Source organism: Phocaeicola faecicola, assembly GCF_013618865.1.
GTDB classification, from domain to species: domain Bacteria; phylum Bacteroidota; class Bacteroidia; order Bacteroidales; family Bacteroidaceae; genus Phocaeicola; species Phocaeicola faecicola.
In genome coordinates this window covers 20617-42205 of sequence record NZ_JABSOE010000038.1, presented here as the reverse complement: position 1 = coordinate 42205, position 21589 = coordinate 20617, and the positions used below count along the sequence as shown (strand labels likewise).

At 46.3% G+C, this 21589-nt stretch carries 12 protein-coding genes; 8 read left to right on the top strand and 4 right to left on the bottom strand.

Annotation, left to right across the window (positions count from 1 at the left end; translation table 11 throughout):
• The coding region (tnpC, locus tag H3001_RS11420; protein WP_181214977.1) for an IS66 family transposase at window positions 1–757 on the top strand (757 nt) is incomplete at its 5' end.
• A gap of 379 nt (window positions 758–1136) precedes the next feature.
• Here the strand turns inward: tnpC and H3001_RS11415 are convergent.
• Window positions 1137–3995: a TonB-dependent receptor gene (locus H3001_RS11415; protein WP_178245534.1), complete on the bottom strand. Its 2859-nt coding sequence runs from the start codon at window positions 3993–3995 to the stop codon at window positions 1137–1139.
• 266 nt (window positions 3996–4261) lie between these two features.
• Here H3001_RS11415 and H3001_RS11410 point away from each other — a divergent pair, with 266 nt between their 5' ends.
• The 3 genes from H3001_RS11410 to rny all read left to right on the top strand — a co-directional run bounded on the left by H3001_RS11410 (window position 4262) and on the right by rny (window position 6539).
• The gene (locus H3001_RS11410) at window positions 4262–4555 is read left to right on the top strand and encodes a hypothetical protein (RefSeq protein WP_178245536.1); all 294 of its coding nucleotides are present in this window, start codon (window positions 4262–4264) and stop codon (window positions 4553–4555) included.
• 25 nt (window positions 4556–4580) lie between these two features.
• The gene (locus H3001_RS11405; protein ID WP_181214976.1) at window positions 4581–4883 is read left to right on the top strand and encodes a cell division protein ZapA; all 303 of its coding nucleotides are present in this window, start codon (window positions 4581–4583) and stop codon (window positions 4881–4883) included.
• Between the two features lie 120 nt (window positions 4884–5003).
• The gene (gene rny, locus H3001_RS11400; RefSeq protein ID WP_181214975.1) at window positions 5004–6539 is read left to right on the top strand and encodes a ribonuclease Y; all 1536 of its coding nucleotides are present in this window, start codon (window positions 5004–5006) and stop codon (window positions 6537–6539) included.
• A gap of 138 nt (window positions 6540–6677) precedes the next feature.
• On the opposite strand, the gene H3001_RS11395 is transcribed toward rny, so the two are convergent.
• The 3 genes from H3001_RS11395 to H3001_RS11385 form a co-directional block, all read right to left on the bottom strand.
• Window positions 6678–7532, bottom strand: coding sequence for a patatin-like phospholipase family protein (locus H3001_RS11395; RefSeq protein ID WP_178245543.1), 855 nt, complete (start codon window positions 7530–7532; stop codon window positions 6678–6680).
• A gap of 342 nt (window positions 7533–7874) precedes the next feature.
• Entirely contained in the window at window positions 7875–9503 is a 1629-nt protein-coding gene (locus tag H3001_RS11390; RefSeq protein WP_178245545.1) for a RagB/SusD family nutrient uptake outer membrane protein, read from the bottom strand.
• 38 nt (window positions 9504–9541) lie between these two features.
• Window positions 9542–12586 (bottom strand): SusC/RagA family TonB-linked outer membrane protein, encoded by a 3045-nt coding sequence (locus tag H3001_RS11385; RefSeq protein WP_178245547.1) that lies wholly within the window; start codon window positions 12584–12586, stop codon window positions 9542–9544.
• Window positions 12587–12827: 241 nt separating this feature from the next.
• Here H3001_RS11385 and H3001_RS11380 point away from each other — a divergent pair, with 241 nt between their 5' ends.
• The 4 genes from H3001_RS11380 (at window position 12828) to recJ (ending at window position 21556) form a co-directional block, all read left to right on the top strand.
• The gene (locus H3001_RS11380) at window positions 12828–16802 is read left to right on the top strand and encodes a response regulator (RefSeq protein WP_181214974.1); all 3975 of its coding nucleotides are present in this window, start codon (window positions 12828–12830) and stop codon (window positions 16800–16802) included.
• Window positions 16803–17000: 198 nt separating this feature from the next.
• Entirely contained in the window at window positions 17001–18392 is a 1392-nt protein-coding gene (locus H3001_RS11375; protein ID WP_178245550.1) for an aminopeptidase P family protein, read from the top strand.
• A 42-nt stretch (window positions 18393–18434) separates the two neighbouring features.
• Window positions 18435–19628, top strand: coding sequence for a C1 family peptidase (locus H3001_RS11370; RefSeq protein ID WP_178245553.1), 1194 nt, complete (start codon window positions 18435–18437; stop codon window positions 19626–19628).
• Between the two features lie 206 nt (window positions 19629–19834).
• Window positions 19835–21556: a single-stranded-DNA-specific exonuclease RecJ gene (recJ, locus tag H3001_RS11365; RefSeq protein WP_178245555.1), complete on the top strand. Its 1722-nt coding sequence runs from the start codon at window positions 19835–19837 to the stop codon at window positions 21554–21556.
• Window positions 21557–21589: the final 33 nt, after the last annotated feature.

The following is a 21589-nucleotide window of genomic DNA, read 5'->3' as shown; positions in this document are numbered from 1 at the left end:
ACTGGTCATCTTTCATTACGACGGAGGCTCACGGGCCGGAGCGGTCATCGAATCCCTGGCAAATCAATATAACTTCAAGGGATATCTTCAATGTGACGGTTTTGCAGGTTATGAAACAGCCTTCAAGACCAACCCCGACGTGCGGCTACTCAACTGCCTGGTGCATATACGCCGTCATTTTGAGCAGGCTTTGGATGAAAACAGGGAGATGGCCCAACATGCACTGACTCAGATACAGCATATCTATAAAATAGAACGCCAGTGTGACGAAGCCGGCCTGTCATATGATGAGCGCAGACAGACGCGTCAGGAACTGTCCAGGCCAATCATGGAGGCAATGAAGGTATGGATGGAGACAGAAGGGATTAAATACAGTCCAAGTTCTTTGACAGGCAAGGCCATTACATATGCCTATACCAAATGGGATAATATTATGAGATGCCTGGACGATGGCCGCCTGTACTGGGATAACAATCTGGCGGAAAACGTCCAACGGCCCATTACTTTAAGCCGAAAAAATTTTCTCTTCTGTGGTAATCACGAAGCAGCGGTTAACATGTCTGTCATATGTTCTCTGCTGGCCACATGTAAGGCACACGATGTAAATCCCAGGGTATACCTGAACGATGTGATCGCACAAATGCCTTATCACAAAAAGGCAACTCAAAAAGAACTTTTGAATCTACTTCCACACAAATGGAAGTTGAAACATCCGGAATGTATACTGACAAAACAAAAGGAGAAATCTTGTAACTAATACAAACTGTAACATATGGGGTTAACAAAACAATAGCGACTGATATACTATTAGGTTCATAGTGACAGTCGCTATTGTTGTATATAAAGGTTTAATACCTGTAGTTTGCCGAATGCTTACAAACATTCCGCCTCATTCATAGAAGAATTTCCCGTCCTGGGCTCTAATTTTCTTTGACCCTGATACGGAGGTTGTATGACCTCCGTATCAGGGTCAAACAACCCCGCCATGAGGGTCGGACGACCTGCGCTGGAAAGTTCAACCACCTAAAGGCAGACCGGCCCAATCCTCTGCTCGCCGGACAAAAAAATACGCTGTATGCTCCCAAAACCACAAGCATACAGCGTATTCTATTTTCTTCCAACAGTTCCAGGAAGACTTAGAAATGATGACGAGGCGGCATCATCGGGCCGTGTCCCATTCCCCGTCCAGGTCCAGGTCCCTTTCCTTTTCCGCCAAAGACATTCAGGCGATAGATGAAATGCACCATACAGTAACTGTAAATGGCATTATACTCTGTGTCCTGACGCATTGCCGAACTGATGGTACGGCTGATATTGCTCTGCTGCCGCAGGATATCATAGAACTGCACGCTGACCGTTGCCGCATTACCCTTCAGGAAATCCTGTGAAATCTGCGCATTCCATATCAGTTCATCGGTATTCATGGCACTTTCCACATATCCACGCCGCGAGTTCTGAGACAGGTCGGTCGAAATATTCATGTTCCATGGCAAGCGGACATTGGTACTGGCTCCGTACGAGAACTGGTAAGTATCCAGGTTATTCTGCTCCTGGAAATTATTTCTGGAGTGCGAATAGTCGAGCGAACCGTTCAAGGACAACTCCCACCAGTCATTACGGTAAGTTCCTCTGAGACGCTCTCCCAGCGAAAGACTCTTCGTCACGTTCTCTTCAGCATCGGCCTGTCCGCTGCTGATGTATCCCACCATATTCTGATAACGGCAGCGGGTAAACGTATTGATGGTATACTTCTTGTTGCGCAACGCCGTATTCGTTCCCACCATACCGAACAAATTCCAGTTGCCGTTGATGTTTTCCGGCATCGTCGTATATCCACCGGTATTTTCATCGTACGTTCTGCGGCTGCTCACACTGTTCAGTTCATTCTGATACTGGAAATGCGAGAACACTCCCCGCTGCGTCTCCGCATTGAAGCGGTTGAACATCATGCGCAGTTCGTTGGTGAACGAAGGCTTCAGTCCCGGGTTACCCTTCTTGATATTCAGCAAGTCCGTATCATCCGTAATAGGCAACAGGTCCAGCATGTCCGGCTGAGAACTTCTTCCCCGGTAAGTAAGACGCAACTGACTGGTTTTCGAGAAATTGTAACGGAAGTCCAGGGTCGGCGTAAAATTAAACACGTTTCTTACCGTATCGATATCATAATCGCCTTTCCGATAAGTCAGGTTCGAACGCTGCGGCTGCAGAGACACACCCGCATTCAGTCGCATTTTCTCACGGATCCAGCGGAAAGTCACGTCCACCTGATGGTTATAATACTTGTATACCGCCGTCTTGCTCAAATCCTTATTATAAACTCCCTGACTGCCGTCTCCCCATCCGTCACTGATGAGCCATCCTTCGGGCATGTCATAAGTCGAATTTTCGGTTGAAGAGTGCTTATACTGGAAGTTATAGCTGAACTGCAGGAACCCTCCTCTGAAAATCGGCTCACTGTAAGTCAGGCTGGCACTGTAGTCGCGCGTAGTCGTCGGAGTCGTGATGTAACGGTTCAGGATTTTCCAGCGTTCCTCCGGGGTTTTCTGGAAATATTCCGTCTCTGAGATAGAAGACTGTTCCGTATCCTGATTGGTATAATTGAACTTACCCCGGAAAGTGATGTTCCGTCCGGCGGTTCCCAGACGGCGGTTGGCAATCATCGAACCCCCTCCTTTCACTGTCTTTTTATGCGACAGCGAATTTTTCAGCACACGGTTCAGTACGTTTTCTTCCGGAACCAGCGAGGTAATATCCTCTGCCCAAAGCAGTTCGTCGGTTGCATATCCAGGGTCCTGACTGAAAGTGTACGACTTCTCGTCACTCAGGTTATCCGTCAGGCCGTAACTGACGCGCGGACGGAAAATAAAGGTAGTCATCGTGTCGGGTTTCCACTCCAGACGGAAATCGGCTACCAGGTTGGTATTCTCGTCATTGGCCCGTTTCATCAGGTTCTTGAACGAACTGCTTTCTGAAGAGACAAACGTTTCAGAAGACTGCTTGCTCACCTGGTCGGCATCCTTATAGTTAAAGTTCACACTACCTTCCGACTTAAATTTCTCGCTTTCTGTCGCAAAGTTCAGACCGCCCATCTTAATGGCTGTCAGTCCGTTGTCTTTCCGGCGGAATCCGCCGCCACCTCCCGGGAAGCTGTTGTCGTTGACGTTGTTGGCCGACCCGATGATGGTGAGCTGACTGCCGTCACGGAAATAATTGGCAAGTAACTTGCCGCTATAGCGGTTCTTCGAGCCACCGGCCACATCAGCATTACCGAACCAGCCTTTGTTCATGCCTGGCTTCACACTCAGGTCGAGCACCGTTTCTTCTTCTCCGTCGTCCACACCCGTCATACGTGCCATGTCCGACTGCTTGTCGTACGCCCTTACCTTATCAATGATATTTACCGGCAGGTTTTTCAATGCCACGTTTGGATCGTCGGCAAAGAACTCCTTACCGTCAATCATAATCTTTGAAATCGATTTTCCATTGATGGTTACCTTTCCATCATCGTCAATCTCCGCTCCCGGAAGTTTCTTCACCAATTCCTCCAGTGCCGAACCTTCAGGCAGACGATATGCCGAACTGCTGTAGACCAGCGTATCTGCCACAGCCGTCACCTCAGGAGCCTGAGCCACCACCACCGCTCCTTCCAGCATGATGGCATCCGATTCCAGAATTACCTGACCGACATTCACCCGACTGGGAGCCGGCTTTACCACCAGTTCCTTAAAATACGGAGTATATCCGACGTATGAAACCTTCAGCAAATATTTTCCCGGACGTACGGAAAGCTGGAAGTTACCGTTCATGTCAGACACGTTTCCTGCCACCATCGCACTGTCGGGCAAGGAAAGTATCTGCACCGTAGCCTGCATGATTGAGGACTTGTCCGCCCCATCTATCACACTTCCGGTAATCCTGTTCTTATTGTCCGCATTCCCCGAGAAAGCATCCGTAGCTGCCCAAACCAGCAGCATCCCCATAACCCATTTTTTCATTGTTTACTGTATCTTTCAAGCTAAAATCATTCGATTACGATTTGATGCCATACAAAGAAAAAGGTTTAATGAGACCCGCTGCTGATTTAACAGTTTATCACATTACAGGGGAAGAAATACTTAAAATCCAAACAATTTTAACACCCCGCGCTTTTTGAGGTACTTTCTTAAACAGAAAACGTTTACAAACCTATTAAAAAAATATTACCCGAAAATTTTCATGTTTATTTCTAATCCATTATATTTGTATAGAATTTTAGTATAAAATGACGGAAGAAGACAAAAAGTTACTCGACACCTTTGAAGGTAAATTGAGACACTTCATGTATTTGTACGAAAAGCTGAAGCAGGAAAATGCCTCTCTCCGGCAACTTCTTTCTGAAAAAGAGGACCAGTTGGAAGGCTGCAAGAACAGTTATAAAGAACTGGAAATCAAATATACGAATTTGAAAGCGGCTCGCATAATCAGTGTCAATGACAACGAACTCAGAGATACGAAACAACGGTTGGCGAAGCTAGTGCGTGAAGTCGACAAATGTATCGCTTTGCTGAATGAATGAATTTAATTTAAGTAAACGAATCATAATGGACGACAGCTTAAGAATACATCTGCTGATTGACAACAAACGGTATCCGCTCCACATCAAACGCGACGAGGAGCTGTTTTACCGGAATGCTGCCAAACAGATTGACAATAAACTGAACAAATACCGAGGTGCATTCCCCAATTTCTCCAACGAACAGTATTGGGCGATGGTTGCACTGGACCTGGCTTATGAAAATCAGCTTCTGAAGGACCGGAACGATACGCTCCCCTATCAGGAAAGGATCAAAAGGCTGCTGGAGGATGTAGAAGCCTGCATCGGACAGAAAGAGGAAATGGACTAGCTTCAGTCAGACCTGTCAATTTTTTAGATATATAAGAAAGTGGTTTTGCGCACAATTGGCATCAGGCGATTGCTTGATTTCCATTGTGCGTTTTTTATTTATATTAAAAATTAAATTATAATGTTGACAACAGTAATATTAACGGTTGTGGCCTTTCTGTTAGGAGGGGCACTCTCATATTACTTTTTCAAGTATGGCTTGAAATCGAAATATGACAAGATCATCAAAGAGGCGGAAGCAGAAGCCGAGGTAATGAAGAAAAACAAGTTGTTGGAAGTAAAGGAAAAATTCCTCAACAAAAAGGCGGACCTGGAAAAGGAAGTGGCCATACGCAACCAGAAAATCCAGCAGGCGGAGAACAAGCTGAAGCAGCGTGAAATGGTGCTGAGCCAGAAAAACGAGGAACTGCAGCGCAAACGCAACGAGAATGAGGCTATCAAGGAAAACCTGGATGCCCAGCTGGTAATCATCGAGAAGAAGAAGGAAGAACTGGATCAGTTGCAGTCGCAGGAACGCGAGAAGCTGGAGGCTTTGTCAGGCCTTTCGGCTGAAGAGGCTAAGGAACGTCTGGTGGAATCCCTGAAGGAAGAGGCCAAGACTCAGGCGCAGTCGTACATCAATGACATCATGGACGATGCGAAACTGACTGCCAACCGTGAAGCGAAACGAATCGTCATTCAGTCTATACAGCGTGTGGCTACTGAAACAGCCATTGAGAACTCGGTTACGGTATTCCACATTGAATCGGACGAAATCAAGGGCCGTATCATCGGACGCGAAGGCCGTAACATCCGTGCCCTGGAAGCTGCAACAGGAGTGGAAATCGTAGTAGATGATACTCCTGAAGCTATCGTACTCTCTGCATTCGACCCGGTACGCCGCGAAATCGCCCGTCTGGCATTGCACCAGCTGGTAACCGACGGACGTATCCATCCGGCCCGCATCGAAGAGGTGGTAGCCAAGGTACGCAAGCAGGTAGAAGACGAAATCATCGAAACCGGTAAACGTACTACCATCGACCTGGGTATCCATGGTCTGCATCCGGAACTGATCCGTATCATCGGTAAGATGAAATACCGTTCTTCATATGGTCAGAACTTGCTGCAGCATGCGCGTGAAACAGCCAATCTGTGTGCCGTGATGGCCTCTGAGCTGGGTCTGAACCCCAAAAAGGCAAAACGTGCCGGTCTGTTGCATGATATCGGTAAGGTGCCCGATGAAGAACCGGAATTGCCGCACGCACTGCTGGGTATGAAGCTGGCTGAGAAGTATAAGGAAAAAGCTGACATCTGCAACGCTATCGGTGCTCACCACGACGAAGTGGAAATGACCAGCTTGCTGGCTCCTATCGTACAGGTTTGTGACGCAATCTCAGGAGCCCGTCCGGGAGCTCGCCGCGAAATTGTAGAAGCCTACATCAAGCGTCTGAATGACCTGGAACAGTTGGCTATGTCTTATCCGGGAGTCACCAAGACGTATGCCATCCAGGCAGGCCGTGAGTTGCGTGTCATCGTAGGTGCCGACAAGATTGACGACAAGCAGACAGAAAGCCTGTCTACCGAAATCGCCAAGAAGATTCAGGATGAGATGACTTATCCGGGACAGGTGAAGATTACGGTAATCCGCGAAACCCGCGCAGTAAGCTTTGCAAAATAAGTTATGATACTATAAACGAAAAGGCCGTTCCAGCAGGAACGGCCTTTTTCATCAGGATATATCAACAATCGATATAAAAAACTTCCACATCAATTATGACCGCTTTCCACAAGCGTCACTCTGTCTATCCGCAATTTATCATTTGCTACCAAAAGCGGAAGTCATGACCTTCTCCGCACAGGCATATCCTTCCTCATACAGGGCTGTCAGCTTCTTCGTATCCCGTTCTATGCGGTCTACCTGAACCGGCTTCTCGGGTCTGATTGCAATGATCTTGCCCTCATCTTCCAAACGCTCCACCATTTCCAGCTGCTGGTTATATACCTTGCAGCGATTACTCAATACCACTCTCAGACGAGGATAGCGGGTATAGATGAAACGGGGCACCTTGATGTCCTTTTCCGATTTCCGGTATTCCCTGTTACGGGTCAGCACCACCACATTATGTTCATATCCCTGTTCCATGGCCCTCAAGACAGGAATGGAATCGATGATTCCACCGTCCAGCATCGGTTTACCGTCCACGTAAGTGATGGGACAGACATAAGGCAGACTGCTGGAAGCCTTGGCAATGGCCAGCAACCGGAACTTGTCTTTTTTCTCCTCCAGGTAGCAGGCACGTCCCGTCACACAGTTGGTGGTCACCATCTCGAAACGGGTAGGATTCCGGAAATAAGCCTCATAGTCATACGGAAGTATCTCTTCCGGGAAAAGTTCATACAGCAGACGCTGATCCAGAATACTGTGCTGATACCAAAGGTATTTCAGTCCGATATAATGGTATTTATCCAACAGATCGATGTTACTGTATTTGGCTCTGCCTTTCTGATGAGACAGATAAGAAAGTCCGTTACAAGCTCCGGCAGAAACGCCAATTGCATAAGGGAATTCGATCCCCTGTTCCATAAAGTAATCCAATACGCCACAGGTAAATACGCCACGCATACCTCCTCCTTCAAGGACCAAACCAGTGTTTTTAATATCCCAATCCATAGGCTACAAGAATTTAGACATGCAAAGATAACTTTTTAGTAAATTCATTTCAGAAATTATTCCATTTTATTTTCTTTTCCAATATAGCGATTTTCTTCATACCAAGAAAACAAAACTGAAGTTTGTTTTCTGACATGACTGTACAGCGTATTTTTCATGTGCTGCCGGTTGTTGAAAGTCAGAGGGAATCAACCGTTACACCTACGGCTACCCCGACAGACAAAAAAAAGAGCCGCATCATACATAAATGTAGATGCAGCTCTTTTGATAAGATGAGCACTAATTTCTATTTTCTATGAGTGTCCTTTTCAAGAGATGACCGGTGGACATTACCGGATTATATCAACGTCTCAAATTCGGATTTTTCTGTGAATCCGTATCCGGATAAGGCAAATACATCAGATCGTCGTTCCAGGTCTTATTGACAAGCAAGACTCCTTCGGTTGCAGTCACCCCGGAGACTATTTCCACAGGCGCATTCTCTGCACGTTCTGCGAATGTATTCTTCAACTCATTCATGCGGAACTGGTCGCTGCGACGGGTAACCAGTGCTACCCAGTAACCGGCCACTTCCCATCCATGTTCCTGATAAGCTGCATTGGCCAGCTGCTCGTTGGACATGTTATCGATGGCTACTCCATCTACCGTATTCACCTGGTCGGAATTGACTGCGCGGGCTCTTACACGCTTCAAGCATTGTTTAGCCATTGCCATGTCTCCCTTTCCACTACGTGCTGCAGCCTCAGCGTACCACAAAAGGACTTCAGAATAACGGATCAGGCGATGACGGTGTCCGTTACACATATTCTGGCTTTTAGGTAATTTATAATCATAAGGAGCATCGATGTTCTTTTTGGTTACCGGATCCCAGTTGACAGTAAATACGCTGAACATCGGATGATATTCATTGACATAAGGAGTGCCATCCGGCTTTTTGTCCCACCAGTTTACCAGTGTTCCGTCTGTCAACAGGATTTTCGGATCATAAGTGGCATCTTTACGAGGGCCTTCCGGGAAACGTTTCCAAAAACGGATTTCACCCCAGCCGTCTCCCCAGCCACCAAGAGACTCAAACACATTACAAGAAGTGAGCTGCGAGTCCTGAGACCAGTCTACAATCGGTGAGTAGTTAATTCCCAGAACCGTTTCTTTATTATAATTGTTACTCATGGCATACACATTCTTATAATCATTGTCCAGTTCCAGGCCGTATTCACTCTCTTTGCTGATAACCTCCAATGCTTTATCAGCAGCTTTTGCATAATATTCTGCCCCTTTGTTCAAAGGCCATCCTGCCATTGCCATGTATACCGCCGCCAGAGTCGACTTGACTGCCTGCTGTGTCACATACACATTGACTCCATTCATGAAACGGGGAGCAGCCGAATAAGATGACGGAAGACTTTCAGCAGCCTCCAGATCCTCCAGAATATACTTATAAACCGTTTCTACTGGTGAAAGTTCCAGCGTAAAATCATCATTTACGTTATCCATATTCATTGGCAGAGGTCCGAACAGGCGGACTAAGGTGAAATAAGCATAGGCTCTCCAATAGCGCGCCTGACCGATTGCCACATTCTTTTCCTCTTCCGTGGTCGGGGTTTTTCCACCATTGTTAATGATCATGTTGGCAGCCTTGATAATTTCATAATGACGGTTCCAGCAGTCCTTCACTCCTTTATTGGAATTAGTCGGAGCAAACCTATCCAATTCGGCAGCAGCCTGCTTGTTACTTCCCGGATTGGTAGTAATATCATCCCCCTGCCAGTGAGGATATTGCATATTCGTAAAAGTCTGCGAAGCGTTTACTTTATTATACAATGCATATACACTCATGTTCAATTCATCCTGAGTGGAGAAATAATTCTCAGGAATCAACATACCCTGAGGTTTTTCATCCAGAAAATCACTGCAGGAAGTAGACAAGACCGCTGCAGACAACAGACATCCTAACAATATATTATTTTTCATACTTCAACTATATAATAAGCTACAATTCGATTTATAAATTAGAAATTCATACGTACTCCAAACGTAAAGGTTCTTGGAGTAGGATAAGCTCCCATATCAATACCGGCATCCACATCGACATTCGAAGTCGAGAAGGTAGAACCGGCCGGATCCAATCCTTTATATCCGGTAATCGTGAACAGGTTCTGACAGCTGAACGACAAACGGATATCGGCAAACTTGGTCATTGAGCGGGGGAAGGTATACGACAGACTGATGTTTTCCAGACGGACGTAATCTGCATTTTCCATCCATTTGGTAGATACAGCCTGATAATTGTTGCCCGAACCGGTCAGACTCGGATATTCAGCACCCTGGCCGACCTTATCGAAACCGTTGAAATAAGCCTCTCTCAATGTCACGAAACGGGAGTCTCCCACCATGGAAGCCATGGTAAAACGAACCAGATTCAGGCGCTGTGCCCCAAACGATCCGTTCACAAATACATTCAGGTCCCAGTTCTTGTAAGTCAAGGTATTGTTCCATCCGAAAGTGAAGTCAGGCGTTGCCTTACCGATTACGGTACGGTCGGAACCATCAATGACTCCGTTGTTGTCACGGTCCAGATAAGTATCATTTCCGTTTTTATCCAGTCCGGTCCATTCATATCCGTAGAACGAACCGATTGCATATCCCGGTTTGATGATGGTCGCCTCATCCACCATTCCGGCAGCCGGTTTGGAACCGAAGAAGAAGTCGTTCTCACCTCCAGCCAGCTTTTCTACCTTGTTTTTAAGATAAGTTCCGTTCAATGTAGTCGACCAGCTGAAATTCTTATTCTGAATCAGGGCTGCATTGATAGAGATATCCACACCCTTATTACTGATTTCACCGTCGTTTACCCAATAAGTAGAGCCACCTTTATATCCCGGCACGGTTTTCTGCAGCAAGGCATCCGTAGTCCGTTTATTAAAATAATCCACACTTACATTCAGACGACGGTCAAACAGAGAGAAATCTACTCCCAAATCAAACTGGCGGGTCTTTTCCCAAGTCAGTTCTGGAGTCGCAATATCCGCAGCCCAATATCCGGTATAATCATTGGCAGTACCGAAATTGTATTTCAGTTTTGCCATCAATCCCAAAGTAGAATACGGGTTAATGGCCTGATTACCCACGATACCATAGCTGGAACGGATTTTCAAATCCTGTATCGCTGATACGTTTCTCATGAACTTCTCATTACTGATGGTCCATGCAGCAGCAATTGAAGGGAAATATCCCCATTTGTTTTTACTGAAGCGGGAAGAACCGTCGGCACGGAAAGTCGCAGTCAGCAAGTAACGCTCGTCGTAATTATACAATACACGTCCTACTCCAGACATCAATGCCCATTCCGTAATTCCGTTACTGGCCGAAATACTCTGTGACATATTGACATCCCACCATCCTACACTTTCCGTCAACAGGTTTTTGCCGGAAATTCCCATGGTACGTTCCTGGCGCTTTGTCACCTCATATACAGCCGTTGCGGTCAGAGAGTGCTTGTTCCACTGCCCCATGTAAGTAAGGTTGTTTGAACTCTGCAGCATCATACTGTACAGGTCGGTATTGCCCATTCCGTTACTTGGATTCACACGGGTAGAAGAAAATGAGTAAGATTTCGTATCGTTGTAATCCAGACCGTTTGTAGAAGTAAACGTCAGCCCTTTCAGCAGATTAAAACGAAGGTCAACATAACCGTTCAGGACATTCGCCATGGTTTCTCCTCCGTGCAGATTCAAAATACCCACCGGATTGCTGGCAATGGCATTATACTGGTCCTTATTGTAGTTGCCGTTGTCATCCATCATCGTCATGGTAGGCGAATAGTTCAGCGCAATCCAGATCGGATTTTCCTTACCGGTAGCAAAATTTCCTCCTTTGCGAAGACTGTGAGAGGCATTGATATCGGCTGCGACATGAAGCCATGGAGTCACATCGGAAGTCACATTCAGCTTAGCCTGATAACGTTCATTCTTAGAATTGATTACCACACCGGTCTGTCCCATGTAGTTACCGGAAATATAATACTGTGTCTTTTCATTACCGCTGCTCACTGACACTTTATAGTTCTGCGTAAGTCCTGAACGGAAGATTTCATCCTGCCAGTCGATACCGGATGTGCCGTCCTTATACGCATTCAGCTCTTTTTCAGAGAAATCAGTACCTTTTACTTCCTTCAGGGCCAAAGCATATTCATACGGACTCAAGACATCGTAGCGCTTATAGACATTCGAAACACCGAAAGAAGCATCAAGGGTTATCTGGGTTCTTCCGGCCTGACCGGTTTTTGTAGAAATCAACACCACTCCGTTCGAACCGCGGGAACCGTAAATAGCAGTAGAAGAGGCATCCTTCAGTACCTGCATCGACTTGATATCCTCCGGATTGATACCGTCCAAACCACTTTCTCGTACAATTCCATCCACTACATACAACGGGTCATTGCTCTTATTGACAGAACCGGATCCGCGCACACGGATTTTTACACTACCTCCGGGAACTCCGCTGCTTTCTACCTGCACACCGGCCACACGTCCCTGCAAGGCATCGGCCACACGTGTTACCGGCTGGTCCTTGAAGTTTTTATTATCAAGTACAGCAACCGATCCGGCCAGGTCAGCCTTCTTCACGGCACCGTATCCGATTACCACTACCTCTTCCAGTTTTTTGGTATCTTCCTGCAATACCACTTTCATGTCCTTTGCCTGTGAAGCAGGTACTTCAATGCTTTCATATCCGATATAAGAAAAAACCAGGACTGCCCCAGGAGCTACAGACAAGGAGAAATTACCGTCAAAGTCTGTAATCGTACCGTTGGAAGTCCCCTTTTCAAGCACATTCACTCCGATCAGTGACTCTCCGTTCGTACCTACCACATTACCTTTCACTGTTATGTTTTGTTGCTGAACAGATATCGTAGACGCATTACCGACAGCCGATACAGATGCCAGGTTTCCTACGGCCACCAGGCCACCTAATACTACAGGGAGCATTCTGCAACACTTCAAGTCGCGCAAGGTTGCACTTTTCCCGATGTTTGAAATGTTTTTATAATTCATAGATATTAAATAATTAAGGAATTAACAATAATCTCATGCGAGTATCTCTACTCGCGGCCAAAATTAGATTTTCAGACAATAAGGGACTTCCAAACTTGGCTAAATAACCTCCAAAAACAACTAATATTCAATTTTGGATGCATTATGAGCCATTTTTAGATGCGTCCCGCTTCTTTTTTCATTTAAGAATCATTAAATCAGATTATTTTACTATATTTGCTTATATAATAACACAAGAATTATGAATGGATTTATAAAACTAAAGATAGTTTTTATTTTATCTCTGACGCTTTCCTTATGCTTTTCGCTGAAGGGAGCCGACAATAAGAACTATAGTTTTAAGCAAATCAGCCTGCAAGATGGAATACCGCCCAAAATAAACTGCATACATTCGGAAGAAAATGGATTTATATGGGCAGGCACTCAAAACGGCATTATCAGATACGACGGAAAGGTTATCAGAACTTACAATGCGTTCAACCGGGAAGATTCATTGCCCAGCAACCGGATTATAGACATCATAGGAGACGATGAACAACAGGTATGGGTACTTACTGCTGAAGGCATCGCAAAATATTCCTTGAACTACGACCGTTTCTCGGTGCCTGCCTTCAACGGACATCCCTTAATCGCACAGTCAGCCTGCAAGGTCAAGGACGGAATTATTTTCGGAAGTTTCAGGAAAATCTATAAATATACTTATGAGACACACCGCTTTTCAGAAATTCTCACATTACCGGCAACCGAAAAATATCAGATACAATCCATACAGCTGTTGAATGACGAGGAAATAGTCTGCATCGACCGGCAGAAAGGTATGTACCGGGTAAATCTGCAGCACCGGAAAATCACCCCGATAAGGCTGTGTGAAGACGCTTACATCCTCGATATGAAAATAGACAGCAAGCAGAACTGCTGGCTCTCTCCTTACAACGAGGGACTGAAGTGTTATTCGAAAGACGGGCAACTGCTTGCGCATTATACCACAGAGAATTCCCGGCTCAACTGCAACGTCATTTTATACATTACCATAAGCGACGGACTGATATGGATGGGAACGGACGGAGGAGGGATCAACATCCTTAATCCGGAAACGGGAGAGATATCCGTGCTGGAACACATATCGGGAGACGAGCATTCTCTTCCGGTCAATACCATCCTGTGCCTGCATGAAGACCCGAACAACAAGGATATGTGGGCCGGAAGCAACCGGGGCGGCCTCATCAATATCCGGAAAGTCTCTATGAAAACCTATACGGGAGTCATTCTGGGATACAACAAAGGGCTGAGTGAAAATACCGTACTCTGCCTGTACGAAGATTCGGTAGAGAACAAAATCTGGATAGGTACAGACGGAGGAGGAATCAACAAACTGAATCCGGAAAATGAAACGTTTCAGCATTATCCCAATACATGGGGAGATAAAATAGTGTCCATCTGCGGATACAGCCAGGAAGAACTGATCATTTCCGTATTTTCCAAAGGTCTGTTTTTATTCAATAAGAAAACCGGCACTAAACGGCCGTTCCTGGACGACATCCCCAGTCTGAATAAAAGGCTGAAATACACCGGACTGTCGGTAAATGTATTCCAGGAGACCCCTCATTCGGTACTTATATTCAGCAATCCGGTATATCGCTACGACATCCGGAAAGATGAGTTGCAAGTCATCGAGAAACCGGACTCCATTGAACTGAATACAATGATCAGTACCATCAAACAGAACGAAAAAGGCATATACTTGCACGATTTAGATCACATTTACCGGATTAAAAGAGACAGCAAGGCGGTAGAAGTAATCTATCAGTTCAATGACGGAAATGAGATCAATGCAATCACGCAAGACCCCAAAGGAGTATTCTGGATCGGCTCTTCATCCGGACTGTCGGCCTATCATCCGCAAAGCAAACAGTATGAAAGTATACCGACTCCACTTTTTCACGAGGTCTACAGCGTTTTATGCGACAAAGATAACCGGATATGGATAGGCACGGAGAACAATCTGTTCACTTATCAGCCGGAAACCAGGCAGTTTGCCCTGTTCGACGAATCGGACGGAATTATCTCCAACGAATACATTTGCAAGGCACGCCTGCTTTCCCGCTCTGGAAAAATCTACCTGGGAGGTGTAAACGGATTGCTTTGTGCTGACCCTGAGGCTTTGCCCCGGAAGGTTTCCCCAGAACCGAACCTGCACCTGATCGGATTTGCCATAGGGGGAGAAAACCGGATGGACCGCATTGAGAAGATGCAGGTTCAGATACCGTGGAACAGCAAGAACATCAAAATCAGGATCATGCCATTTGGTGAAGATATTTTAAGAACTAAAATCTATAAATACCAAATAGGAAACAGTTCCATTGAAAGTTATTCTACAGAACTGGTTCTTCCTACATTATCGGTCGGTACCTATCCTATCTGGGTGAGCTACAATACTCAGGAGGGCACATGGACACAACCGCAAAAGGTTCTGACCCTGACCATTACCCCTCCCTGGTATCAGTCCGCATGGTTTACACTGACATGGGCAGCCACCGTCCTGGGGATACTCATTATGATACCCTTTTTCATTGTAAAGCGCCAAAAAAGCAAACTTGAAAAAGAGATAATCATTCACAAACAGAATGTGTATAAAGAGAAGGTACAGTTCCTGATAAATATCAGTCACGAACTGCGAACTCCCTTGACATTGATTTACACACCGCTCAACCGGCTGATAAAGAATCTGCCTCCCGACGATTCGAATTATTCTACCTTAAAACGCATCTACAAACAGACGCAGCGGATGAAGGACCTGATTAATCTGGTACTGGATATACGCAAGATGGAAGTGGGAGAAAGCAAATTTATCTTCGACAAATACCCTCTGAACCAGTGGATTCAAGAGACGGGGCAGGATTTCATGGATGAAGGCAATGAAAAACACATTCAGCTTTCGTTCCAGTTGGACCCTCATATCACCGAAGTCGTTTACGACCAGGACAAACTGATGATTGTGGTCAGCAATTTACTGATCAATGCACTGAAACATAGTCCTGAGCATAGCACTATCCGGGTGAGCACTCAGCTTTTCCCGTCAGAACAGTATGTCAAAATTTCTGTGTCCGACCAGGGCTGTGGAATCAAGGGACTTGACTCAGCCAAGTTGTTTACACGCTTCTATCAGGGGACCCCGAACAGAGAAGGAAACGGCATCGGACTGTCTTATGCCAAAATGTTGATTGAGCTGCATCATGGAGAGATCGGAGCCTATGACAATGACGAAGGAGGGGCTACCTTCTTCATCAAATTGCCTACCACCCTTACTCCCAGCGAAAAGACCTGCAAGCCGAAAGCCTACCTGAATGAATTAATGGGTGCGGATAAGATTGAAGAAAACAATCCCCCTACCCCCTCAATGGAAAAAGAAAAATTCCGTCAATGGAATATCCTGATAGCAGATGACAATCAGCACCTGACGGATTTTCTGCAGGAAGAACTGAAAGACCTATTCAAGTCCGTACATACCGCATCCGATGGAAAAGAGGCACTTGAGCTTCTGAAAAAAGAAAAAATTGACATCATCGTCAGCGACATAATGATGCCTTATATCAATGGATTTGAGCTGTGTAAGGCTGTCAAGGAAAATACTGAAATCAGTCATATTCCCATTATCCTGCTCACTGCCCAATGCAACGAAACGAGCAAATCGTATGGCTACAAACTTGGAGCCGATGCCTATCTGGAAAAACCATTCGAGATAGACCAGTTGACGGAAACGATATACAACCTGCTGTATTCCAGGGAGCAGATCAAGGCCCATTATCATAATGTGGGAGTGTTACCACAACCTTATGAAAGCACATTCAGCTCCGGAGACGAACAGTTTATGAAAAAGCTGAATCACAGTCTGGAGAAACACATCGCCAATGTAGAACTGGACATTCCTCTCTTGTGCAAGGAAATCGGTATCAGCAGGGCATCGCTTTACAATAAGTTGAAAGAAATTACCGGTATGGGAGCAAATGAGTACATCAACAAATACCGGCTGGAAAAGGCCATCCTGCTGATCAAGAACTCCTCATTGAATTTCAGTGAGATTGCAGACCAGACCGGATTTTCGACCGCCCGTTATTTCAGTACCCTGTTCAAACAGTATACCGGCAAGACTCCTACCCAGTATAAGGCCGAATACCTGGAAAAGACGGCACCTGCACCGGAACAGAATCAAAAATAATCCGGAGCACAAAGCTGAGGCGTTCCCGTCACTGCAGCTTGCAACTGAATATCCGCCGGAAGAAACCATGCACAAAGCCGATAATACTTCTGCCGCACTTCCTGCAGAAGTATTATTTTTCTTAAAATCATCAGTATTTGAGTGAATTTTCCTATTTTTGCAACAAATCCAATCAAAGAACGACAAAAAGATAGCATTATGTTCGAATCTTCAATCTACCAGAAAAGACGTCAGGCTTTAAGAGAAAAAATGAGCAGCGGCATTATATTGATTTTAGGAAACAATGAAGCCCCTGCCAACTATCCTGACAATACTTATAAATTCCGTCAAGACAGTTCTTTCTTGTATTTCTTCGGACATGCACATCCCGGATATGCCGGAATCATCGATATCGATGCCGGAGAAGAGTATTTCTTCGGAGACGATGTGACCATGGATGACATCATCTGGATGGGTCCCCAGCCCAGTGTCAAGGAATTGGCAGCCCGCGTGGGAGTAGAGAAGAGTTTTCCGTTCTCACAGTTGAGAACCATGGTGGGAAAAGCCATCTCACAAAGACGGAAAATCCATTTCCTGCCTCCTTACCGCTATGACAACATGCTGTTGCTGGAAGAACTGACCGGAGTACGTGCCTCAATGACCCGCCAGCATGCATCTGTAGAACTGATCAAGGCGGTAGTATCCCTGCGTTCGGTAAAAGAAGCGTGCGAAATTGCAGAAATCGACAAGGCCTGCAACATCGGATACGAGATGCACACGGCAGCCATGCGCCTGTGCAAGCCGGGAGTTTCCGAACAGTATATCGCAGGTGTCCTGGACGGTATTGCCTCTTCGTACGGTAACATGGTATCTTTTGCCACCATCCTTACACAGAACGGACAGACCCTGCACAATCATGACCACAGTCACATACTGGAGGCAGGACGGCTGATGCTGACCGATGCCGGTGCCGAAAGTACCACCAATTACTGTTCCGACCATACCCGTACCATTCCGGTAGGAGGCAAATTCACTTCCCGCCAAAGAGACGTTTACAGCGTCGTGCTGGCCTGCCATGACCGTGCCCTCGAACTGGCACGTCCGGGAGTGACTTATCAGTCCGTACACCTGGATGTATGCAAGGTACTGGCTCAGGGGCTGAAAGACCTGGGCATCATGAAGGGAGACGTGGAAGAAGCGGTTGCCGCAGGAGCACACGCACTGTTCATGCCACACGGACTGGGACACATGATGGGTATCGACGTACACGATATGGAAGACCTGGGACAGAACTATGTGGGATACGATGACGAAGTCCGTCCGTCGCAGCAATTCGGACTGGCCTCCCTGCGTATGGGACGACGCCTGGAAGAAGGTTTTGTCATTACCGACGAGCCGGGATGTTACTTCATTCCTGCCCTGATCGACAAATGGAGAGCCGAACATCTCCACACCGACTTCCTGAACTACGATGTCATCGAAACCTTCAAGGACTTCGGTGGAATCCGTCTGGAAGACGATATCCTGATTACTCCGGACGGATCAAGATTCACCGGAGAAAAACGGATTCCGATTACCCTTGAGGAAGTGGAACAGTTCATGAATGCATAATCATAATAATATTCATCATAACAAATAAAAACAACAAAAGAAATGAACAAATTTATTGCAGTTTTAGCCTTGGGAGTTTGTTTCAGCGGCGTATATGCCAAAGCTCCGAAAAAAGACAAAAAAGAAGAAGGTTTCATCTTCACTACAGTAAAGGAAAACCCGATTACTTCCATTAAAGACCAGAACCGCTCCAGCACATGCTGGTCATTCTCAGCCATCGGTTTCCTGGAAGCAGAATTGCTCCGTCAGGGAAAAGGTGAGTTTGACTTGTCTGAAATGTTTGTGGTACACAAGACAATGGAAGAACGTGCAGTAAATTATGTCCGCTACCACGGAGACGCTTCTTTCGCTCCGGGCGGAAGCTTTGAAGACATTGTAGTATGCTACGAAAAATACGGAATGGTTCCTCAGGAAGCTATGCCAGGCATTATGTACGGTGATTCTCTTCCTAACCACAACGAACTGGATGCCGTAGCTGAGGCTTATGTAAAGGCTATCGGTAAAGGCAACTACAAGAAACTGTCACCGGTATGGAAAAATGGCGTGACTGCGATCTATGACACTTACTTGGGAGAATGTCCGAAAGAATTCTCATACAAAGGAAAGACTTATACTCCGAGAAGCTTTGCCGACGAAGTACTGGGACTGAACATGAACGATTACGTGTCACTGACTTCTTATACACATCATCCGTTCTATACTCAGTTCAATGTAGAAGTACAGGACAACTGGCGCAACGCACTGTCATACAACCTGCCTATCGATGAACTGGTAGCGGTAATGGACAACGCCATCAAAACCGGTTATACATTTGCATGGGGTGCCGACGTAAGTGAACAGGGATTCACCCGTGACGGTATCGCTGTATGTCCGGATGCTGCAAGAGGTGCCGAACTGACCGGATCGGACATGGCTCACTGGTTGGGCATGAGCTCAGTGGACAAACGGAAAGAACTGACCAGCAAACCGCTTCCGGAAATCACTGTGACTCAGGAAATGAGACAGGAAGCTTTCGACAACTGGGAAACTACTGACGACCACGGTATGGTAATCTACGGTATCGCAAAAGACCAGAACGGAAAAGAATACTTCATGGTAAAGAACTCTTGGGGTACTGAAGGAAAATACAAAGGTGTATGGTATGCTTCTAAAGCATTCGCTGCCTACAAAACCATGAACATTCTGGTTCACAAAGATGCAATCCCGGCTGACATCGCTAAAAAATTGGGCTTGTAATTCGTTAATATAGAATAAATATAAATAAGGAAACGGCTGGTCCCTGAAAATTAATCACAGGGATTAGCCGTTTTTTCTTTCTTTTTTCCTAATTTTACAGATTGAATAGGCCTTCTTTTCAAGAGAAAGCCCGAGTGTTGTCAGGGCCGGATAAAGCAAGCTGCAAACACTCCTCATAAAACAGAAAAAAAGAAAAAATATATATAATGAATTACAAATGGAATTATCAACCTCCTACTCAAGAACAAAGAGAAGCAGCCAGGGCATTGGCTAAAGACATAGGGATCAGTCCGATTCTCTGCCGACTGCTGCAAGAGAGAGGAATCAATACTGCGGCCGAAGCCAAACGGTTCTTCCGGCCACAATTGAGTGAACTGCACGATCCGTTCCTGATGAAGGACATGGACCGGGCCGTGGAGCGCCTGAACCAGGCTATGGGACGGAAAGAGCGTATCCTGGTATACGGCGATTACGATGTGGACGGAACCACTGCCGTCACATTGGTATACAAGTTCCTGCAACAGTTCTATTCCAACATCGACTATTACATTCCCGACCGCTACAACGAAGGATATGGAGTCTCACAAAAGGGGGTAGACTATGCGTATGAAACGGGTGTGAAACTCGTAATCGTACTCGACTGCGGTATCAAGGCAGTGGAAGAAATAGGGTATGCCAAATCAAAAGGCATCGACTTCATTATCTGTGACCACCACGTACCCGATGAGGTGCTTCCTCCGGCCGTGGCGATTCTGAACCCGAAACGCTTTGACTCGACTTATCCTTACAGTCACCTTTCGGGATGTGGGGTCGGCTTTAAATTCATGCAGGCATTCGCCCTCAACAATGGAATCGATGTCAGTCAGCTGACACCTCTCCTGGACCTGGTAGCCGTGAGCATCGCTTCCGACATCGTACCGGTGATGGGAGAAAACCGTATCCTGGCTTACCATGGACTGCGGCAGCTCAACTCCAACCCGAGTGTCGGTCTGAAGGCCATCATTGATGTGTGCGGACTCTCGGAGCGGGAAATCAACATGAGTGACATCGTCTTTAAAATCGGACCGCGCATCAACGCTTCGGGACGCATACAGAACGGAAAGGAGGCAGTCGACCTGCTGATTGAAAAGGATTTCCAGACGGCCCTGGAGAAGAGTAATCTCATCAACAAATACAATGAAACCCGGAAGGACCTCGACAAAAACATGACGGAAGAGGCCAACCGCATTGTAGACAACCTGGAGAGCCTGGACCAGCAGCGTTCCATCGTCATTTACAACGAAGCCTGGCACAAGGGGGTCATCGGAATTGTCGCTTCCCGACTGACCGAGATTTATTACCGCCCCACCGTTGTACTGACACGGACCGAAAACATGGCTACCGGTTCGGCGCGTTCGGTTTCCGGATTCGACGTATACAAGGCCATTGAGCACTGCCGTGACCTGCTGGAGAACTTCGGAGGACACACCTATGCGGCCGGTCTGTCGATGAAGGTCGAAAACGTCGCTGAGTTTACCCGACGTTTCGAAGAATACGTCACCGAGCATATCCTGCCCGAACAGACAAATGCAACGATTGACATCAATGCCCAGCTGGACTTCCGGGACATTACGCCGAAGTTCTTCTTCGACCTGAAAAAATTCAGTCCTTTCGGTCCCGACAACCTGAAACCCATCTTCGCCACGCTGAACGTGTACGACTATGGTACGAGCAAGGTGGTAGGGCGTGACCAGGAGCACATCAAACTGGAACTGGTGGACAACAAGTCGAACAATGTCATGAACGGCATCGCCTTCGGACAAAGCTCCCAGGCAAGGTACATCAAGACCAAACAGTCGTTCAACATTTGTTATACCATTGAAGAAAATACCCACAAGCGTGGGGACATACAGTTGCAGATAGAAGATATCAAACCCAACCGTTATTAATGGCAAAGGCGGAGCACATCCGCCTTTTTTACT